The 3024-nt window shown below is 47.3% G+C and carries 7 protein-coding genes; 4 read left to right on the forward strand and 3 right to left on the reverse strand.

The features are described 5' to 3' along the window. The first annotated feature begins 108 nt into the window (after positions 1 to 108). The gene (locus tag CX664_RS24010) at positions 109 to 312 is read left to right on the forward strand and encodes a hypothetical protein (RefSeq protein WP_101749145.1); all 204 of its coding nucleotides are present in this window, start codon (positions 109 to 111) and stop codon (positions 310 to 312) included. A 21-nt stretch (positions 313 to 333) separates the two neighbouring features. Here the strand turns inward: CX664_RS24010 and CX664_RS24015 are convergent, their stop codons facing one another. Genes CX664_RS24015 through CX664_RS28375 form a run of 3 tightly spaced genes read right to left on the reverse strand, consistent with a single transcriptional unit; the run spans position 334 to position 1575 of the window. Beyond that, positions 334 to 771: a type II toxin-antitoxin system VapC family toxin gene (locus CX664_RS24015; protein ID WP_101749146.1), complete on the reverse strand. Its 438-nt coding sequence runs from the start codon at positions 769 to 771 to the stop codon at positions 334 to 336. 27 nt (positions 772 to 798) lie between these two features. Continuing rightward, positions 799 to 1029 carry a hypothetical protein gene (locus tag CX664_RS24020; protein ID WP_101749147.1) on the reverse strand — a complete coding sequence of 77 codons (231 nt, stop codon included), beginning with the start codon at positions 1027 to 1029 and terminating at the stop codon, positions 799 to 801. A gap of 21 nt (positions 1030 to 1050) precedes the next feature. Continuing rightward, entirely contained in the window at positions 1051 to 1575 is a 525-nt protein-coding gene (locus CX664_RS28375; protein WP_101749148.1) for a DUF29 family protein, read from the reverse strand. 209 nt (positions 1576 to 1784) lie between these two features. Here CX664_RS28375 and CX664_RS24035 point away from each other — a divergent pair, with 209 nt between their 5' ends. From CX664_RS24035 to CX664_RS24045, 3 genes are read left to right on the forward strand one after another with little or no spacing between them, the layout of a single operon-like run. Continuing rightward, positions 1785 to 2138, forward strand: coding sequence for a hypothetical protein (locus CX664_RS24035; protein WP_146000293.1), 354 nt, complete (start codon positions 1785 to 1787; stop codon positions 2136 to 2138). Positions 2139 to 2144: 6 nt separating this feature from the next. Then, complete coding sequence (locus CX664_RS24040; RefSeq protein WP_101749151.1) at positions 2145 to 2459, forward strand: STAS-like domain-containing protein; 315 nt, start codon at positions 2145 to 2147, stop codon at positions 2457 to 2459. Next, complete coding sequence (locus CX664_RS24045) at positions 2456 to 2989, forward strand: hypothetical protein (RefSeq protein ID WP_101749152.1); 534 nt, start codon at positions 2456 to 2458, stop codon at positions 2987 to 2989. The genes CX664_RS24040 and CX664_RS24045 overlap by 4 nt, the downstream gene beginning before the upstream one ends. Positions 2990 to 3024: the final 35 nt, after the last annotated feature.

Genomic DNA, 3024 nt, shown 5'->3' on the forward strand with positions numbered 1-3024 from the left:
GTAAGTATTCGGTAAACCCATTGTGGCGCTGGCAAAACCATAGCGGATTATGTCAACAGTGCCGACGGTTATTCCCAAAAGGCGGATCAGCCTCCTAGAGTACTGGTATTGCATACCGATGGCACCATTACCCGCATCGAATACAACGATGGCTGGCTCACCGGTGGCAAGCTGGCGAAGTACGATGTCAAGCCCGGCGATGAAATTCTGGTGATGCCAAAGATAGACGACAAAACCATGCAGTACACCAGTGATATTATGGAAGTGGTTTACCAGGTGGCCATGAGCGCGGCGGTGGAGTTGAAACTTTAATACAGGGTTGAAGGTGTCTCATCAATCAAAAGGGTTAGTCACAGAAAAACCAGGGATTTTCCTGAAATCGGTATCCCTGGTAAGAATCTCACTGACGCTGTGCTCTTTCATAACTGCTGCAATACGACAGTTGTGAACAAAGTTGCCTCTGACAGGCGCCACTTGTTGGATAATTTCTGCAAAATACAGCAGATGGTCAGAGCCGGGATCAATCCGGGATACCGCTGGTTGGTCGAGAAGGTTCCTTATATTGGCCAGTGCTTGCTCAATACCCAACGGTTTCGGCTTGATTAATTTTGGATGGGTGACCACCCTCAAATATTCAAATATATTGATCCAGGTAATGCAGTGGCGGGCTTTCTGTGAGGCAACCTGCTCCAGAAGCGCCCTGGCCAGCTCATGCTCATCAAAAAAGGGAATGCTGGCGTAGACAAGAATGTTGGTATCAATCAGCTTCATGGCTTATTCCGCTCAACTCATGGGGCATTAAGCCAGGTCATCAAGGTAGCTGCGATCCGATGGATCAAAACCATCGGCAGGTTTGCCATTTTTTGCCACATGCCATTGGAAAGGCACCTGGTCGGGTTCATTTTGTTGTGCGGAAATAGCCATGCGAATGAGCTGGTTTGCCAACTGGCTCACGGTTGTGCGTTCTCTGGCTGCTTGCTCCTTGAGCTGGGCAAGCAAGCCCGGTTCCAGGTCCAGTGTTGTTCGCATGGTTTAACCCCTTTTTCTTTTTTAGTTTGATACATCATGAATATGATAATAGTGCATCATGATGCATTGGCAAGGCATCATTGACGTCTCCGGTTTTGGATACTCACCTTCCCAGTGGTATCCAGTGAAGAAGGCAACCCGACACTGAAAACAATTCTGGCGGTTAACCTGGTTAAAACTCCAGAGACAATCCGGGGGGAAATCCTCTTCAGGTAAACCTGTCTCAATGTGTGCATACCAGTTTGCATCTTTATACGCCTTCGAGATGCACTCCACCAGCTTGCTTTGAAGGCTGGGGCTATCTGACAAAAGTGCGGTGATCTCTTTTCTCTGAGCTTCCTCAAAATATTCACTGCTCAGCTGGGGATTAAACAGGTGGATAACTCCACTATTGGATGACGCGGATCTCTCGGGTTTGCTATGCGCTGTTTCGATAAATGCGTGGCTCGCTACCAAAAATAGGTAGAAGTGCTTGATTTGATTGGCGGTAGCGTGCTTTTTGGTTGGGTGTTCGGTTTTGCTGCTTGAGTTTTGCGAGCAGATCAAGAATCAAGACTTGACCCCGGTTTCGTGGACCCCGGTTTCGTGTGATTGGCGGTAGCGTGCTTTTTGGTTGGGTGTTCGGTTTTGCTGCTTGAGTTTTGCGAGCAGATCAAGAATCAAGACTTGACCCCGGTTTTTGAAGACTTGACCCCGGTTTTTGACCCCGGTTTTAGAATCAAGACTTGACCCCGGTTTTTGTTCTGGTATGTGACTTGGGCATTGGGATTCCAGTATCATTCCCAAAGTCCTATGCTGCTCACTGGAATCGTTTTCTGGTTTCGTTGGGAAATGATCGACCGGAAGACACGGTGATCATTAAAGAAGCCATGCAATACGCGGCAACCCGAACAAGAGAAGCGAACCGGGGAAAAGGTTTGGCAGATTTCAAGAAACCTGTCGATAATACGGTTGGAAGCAGGCTCCATGTGTTGAGTAATCGTGGTTTTTATTCCTATAAGGCCAATAGCAGGACTTCTTCTGGGTTCGACTCCAAAAAGTCCCTTGGCGGTACACTGATTGAATGGATTATCCCTGCGAAAGATATTACCAACGCTTCGATGGAATAAGATTATATGAGTGCAAGAGTTGCTGAATTTGATATCGGGGTCGATTTTAACCCATTCCCCGGTGGTCGCTTTATCGAGGACGGCCCCGCCAGCGGTGAAGAATTCAGAGATCGCCTGGCGAAATTACTGGCTGAAAATGACAAAGTGGTCATTTTGTTCGACAACGCCATGGGATACGGCTCTTCTTTTCTGGAAGAGGCTTTTGGTGGTCTGATACGAAAAAACATCATATCCCGGGATGAACTGCTGCAAAAACTTGAGCTACGCACAGATCAGGAAAGCGTAAAAAACAGTGTAATCAACTACATAAATGAAGCATGAGCAGTGAATATAGCTTTATCCTCGACGCTGTCATGCCGCTTCTGAACCTCATTAACAGTATGCAGTTTGATCTTGTTTTAAACCCAATCAATATAGGCCTTGTCATCCTTGGCTGGTGGTATGTGAGGTATAATGGTCGCTATTTTGCCAACCGAGCCGAGGTTAAATCGGGCATCAAAGATACACAAACGCTCCTGAAAGAGCTGGAAGATCTGGCTCGCGACTACTGGGCATCGGAGTTACCGAAAGGCGTTGCCCGAAGTAAGGAATGTATTGACATTATGATCGGCCTTACCCGGCTGGAACATCATTTAAAATTACTACGCCTGCGAAAGCTGGATATCGATGCTCCGACCATTGTCAGTACTCTGAGACCGAAGCTGACCGGCGATCAGTTTGCCCAGACTAACAAGCCGGTGTATAGCGCTGATCACGAGAAAATGCTGTCTATCTCACGGGAAACCAACAGGATCTACGCATTACTCGATCAGAAATTTGAAGAAAAATTTAGCTCCCCACTGCCTTCGTAACTATTCAGTGAACCCAGCAAACCAGCTTACCAGAC

Origin of the sequence: Endozoicomonas acroporae, from assembly GCF_002864045.1 — a bacterium.
GTDB classification, from domain to species: domain Bacteria; phylum Pseudomonadota; class Gammaproteobacteria; order Pseudomonadales; family Endozoicomonadaceae; genus Endozoicomonas; species Endozoicomonas acroporae.